Annotated in this window: 3 protein-coding genes; 2 read left to right on the forward strand and 1 reads right to left on the reverse strand. The window is 73.2% G+C overall.

Annotated elements, in window-relative coordinates; genetic code table 11:
* Positions 1-808: 808 nt before the first annotated feature.
* Positions 809-1,831 (forward strand): hypothetical protein, encoded by a 1,023-nt coding sequence (locus ABZ749_RS32120; protein WP_357234455.1) that lies wholly within the window; start codon positions 809-811, stop codon positions 1,829-1,831.
* A complete protein-coding gene (locus ABZ749_RS32125; protein ID WP_357234452.1) occupies positions 1,828-2,859 on the forward strand; it encodes an HAD-IIA family hydrolase in 1,032 nt (343 codons plus the stop codon). Before ABZ749_RS32120 ends, ABZ749_RS32125 begins: the two co-directional genes overlap by 4 nt.
* A 12-nt stretch (positions 2,860-2,871) precedes the next feature.
* Here the strand turns inward: ABZ749_RS32125 and ABZ749_RS32130 are convergent, their stop codons facing one another.
* A complete protein-coding gene (locus tag ABZ749_RS32130; protein WP_088947517.1) occupies positions 2,872-3,210 on the reverse strand; it encodes an SCP2 sterol-binding domain-containing protein in 339 nt (112 codons plus the stop codon).
* Positions 3,211-3,398 lie beyond the last annotated feature (188 nt).

Consider the following 3,398-nt stretch of genomic DNA (forward strand, 5'->3'; position numbering starts at 1 on the left):
CCACGGCGGTGAGGGTGGTTTCCGCGGTGGTGACCGCGACGGTGGTTTCCGTGGTGGTGACCGTCGTGAGGGCGGTTTCCGTGGCGGCGACCGTGACAGTTCGCGTTCCAGCGCTCCCCGTGAGGGCGGCTTCCGTGGCGGCGACCGTGACGGTTCGCGTTCCAGCGCTCCGCGTGAGGGTGGTTTCCGGGGCGGTGACCGCGACGGTGGCTTCCGGGGCGGCGACCGCCGTGAGGGCGGCTTCCGGGGCGGCGACCGCGACGGCTCGCGTTCGGGCCCGCCGCGTGAGGGCGGCTTCCGGGGTGGTGACCGTGAGGGTGGTTTCCGTGGTGGCGACCGCCGTGAGGGCGGTTACCAGGGTGGTGACCGCACTCGCTCCGGCCCGCCGCGCGAAGGTGGTTTCCGGGGCGGTGACCGCGACGGTGGCTTCCGGGGCGGTGACCGCCGTGAAGGTGGTTTCCGGGGCGGGGACCGGGACGGCTCGCGTTCGGACGCTCCCCGTGAGGGTGGCTTCCGTGGCGGTGACCGTCGCGAAGGTGGCTTCCGGGGCGGGGACCGGGACGGTTCGCGCTCGGGCGCCCCGCGTGAGGGTGGTTTCCGGGGCGGCGACCGTACCGGGGGTTTCCGGTCCGACGAGCGGCCGCGTCGCGAGGGGGAGTTCCGTCGCGATGACAGGGCGGGTGGCTCCGAGTCGTCCGAGGGCGGGCGTAGCTCGGCCCCGGCGCTGCCGGACGACATTGTCGCGACCGACCTCGACAAGGACGTCCGCGCTGAGCTGCTCTCGCTGAACAAGCCGGTCGCCGAGACGGTGGCCCGGCACCTGGTCGCCACTGGGCAGCTGATCGACGAGAACCCGGCCGAGGCGTTGGCGCACGCGCTGGCCGCCCGGCGGCTCGCGTCGCGCATCTCCGCTGTCCGTGAGGCGGTCGGTCTGGCCGCGTACCGGGCGGGAGAGTGGCAGTCGGCGATCGCCGAGCTGCGCACGTACCACCGGATGAGTGGACTGCAGAGCCACCTGGCCGTGCTCGCGGACTGCGAGCGGGCTCTCGGCCGGCCGGAGCGGGCCATTGACCTGTTCCGTGGCGCGGACCGGGAGAAGCTGGACCAGGCCGTGGCGATCGAACTGCTGATCGTCGCCGCCGGCGCGCGTGGTGACCTCGGGCAGAAGGACGCCGCGGTCGCGATGCTCCAGGTTCCGGACCTCACCAACGAGGCCACCGTGCCGTGGACGGCCCGACTGCGGTACGCCTACGCCGACGCGCTGCTCGCTGTGGGTCGGCGCGAGGAGGCCCGCGAATGGTTCTCCCGCGCTGCCGACGTGGACACCGAGGGCGAGACCGACGCCGCCGAGCGGCTGCTCGAACTCGACGGCGTGGTCATCGAGGGTGACGAAGAGGACGAGGCCGCCGAGGAGATCGCCGCAGGCCCGGGCGCTCCCGGCGCGGTCCCGACCCGATCCGACGCCGACCTGGCCGGCGACGACGATGAAGATGAAGATGATGATGACGACGACGACGATGAAGATGTCGACGACGACGACGACGACGACGATGACGACGATGACGACGATGACGACGATGACGACGATGATGATGACGACGACGAGGACTTCGACGACGACGAGGAGGACGACGCTGTCGGCCGCCCCGCTGACGACGAAGGCTTCGACGACGAGGACGAGGACCGTCACCCCACCGGGAGCGGCAACGCCGACGCGGCCACCACTGGCGACAGTGGCGTGACGGACCGGGACGCGGCGAACGGCGACGCGGCGAACGCCGACGGGACCGTGCCGGCCCGGGACGACGAGTCGGGGTCGACGCAGCGGTGAGCGCGGGCGTGGGGGAGCGGCTGGTCGACGGGTACACCCTGGTCGTCTTCGACCTGGACGGCGTGATCTACCTGATCGACCGGCCGATCCCCGGCGCCGTCGACGCGGTGGCCCGGCTGCATGCCGAGGGACGGGCGGTGGCGTACGCCACCAACAACGCGTCGCGCCGGTCCAGCGAGGTCGCGGACCTGCTGACCGGGATGGGCGTGCCGGCCCGACCGGAGGAGGTCCTCACCTCCGCTGCCGCCTCGGCCGAGTTGCTGCGTGACCGGCTGCCGGCCGGCGCGTCGGTGCTGGTGGTCGGCGCGGAGGCGCTGCGCGCGGAGCTGCGCGCGGTCGGCCTGAACCCGGTCACCCAGGCCGATGAGAAGCCGGCGGCGGTGGTGCAGGGGTACGGCCCGCAGGTCGGTTGGGCCGAGCTGGCCGAAGCGTCGCTGGCGGTGCGGGCGGGTGCGATCTGGATCGCCACCAACACCGATCGGACCCTGCCCAGTGGGCGGGGACCGCTGCCCGGCAACGGGTCGCTGGTCGCCGTGCTGCGTACCGCACTGGAGCGAGACCCCGACGTGGTGGTCGGCAAGCCGGAGCCGGCGCTGTTCGAGACCGCTGCCCGGCGCAGTGGTGGTGGGCGGAGCCTGGTGGTGGGTGACCGGCTGGACACCGACATCGAGGGTGCCCGCCGGGCCGGGCTGGACAGCCTGCTCGTCCTCACTGGCGTGCACGGCGTACCGGAGCTGCTGGCCGCCGAGCCGCGGCGACGTCCGACGTACGTCGCGAAAGACCTGGCGGGGCTCTTCGACCCGGCTGCCGCCGTGCGGGTCCCGGGCCCGGCGGACGCTGGCGGCTGGTCGGTGACCGACCGGGACGGCACGCTGGAGCTGGCCGGGGCCGGTCGGCCGCTGGACGCCCTCGCGGCGCTCTGCGCGGTGGCCTGGTCGGCGTCGGTGCCGGCGCTGCCGAAGATCCGTCCGGTGGGCGCGGACGCGGCCCACGCGGTGGAGAGTTTCGGTCTGACCGCGGCGGCGTGAGCCGGGCGGTCGTCAGAGCAGCTTGCGCAGCTTGAGCAGGTCGAACGGGTTGGCTTTGATCGACACCCGGCGAGAGGTCACCGCGCTGGTGACGTCCAGGTCGCCACGGACCAGGGCGAGCAGGTCGTCGCTGGACGTGCTCAGCGCGATCTTGGCCTTGGGGTCGTCGCCGTCGGTCAGCTCGACCAGCCGGCCGCCGGTGATGCGGCCGTGGAACGCGGTGTCCAGGTCGGTGATCCGGCAGGCCAGCGTCCGGTCCAGGTCGATCCGTTCGCGTACGGTCTCGGCGTTGCGATCCAACCGGGCGGCCAGCTCCTGCAACGCCTGCCGGCACTCGTCCACGCTGGCCACATCTCCCCCTCGGTGATCGCCACGCCGTCCTCGGCACCGTACCGCACGGGTCGGTCGGGGGTGCCCGGTAGCGTGACACCTGCACACCCCGCCCCGTGGAAGGACTCAGGCATGCAGGACGCGTGGCGCGCCTACCTCGAGCTGGCCATGGGCCTTGCGGAGGCGCCCCGGAAGAAGGCCCAGGACGT

Source organism: Micromonospora sp. NPDC047753 (assembly GCF_040642735.1).
In the GTDB taxonomy this organism is placed as follows: domain Bacteria; phylum Actinomycetota; class Actinomycetes; order Mycobacteriales; family Micromonosporaceae; genus Micromonospora.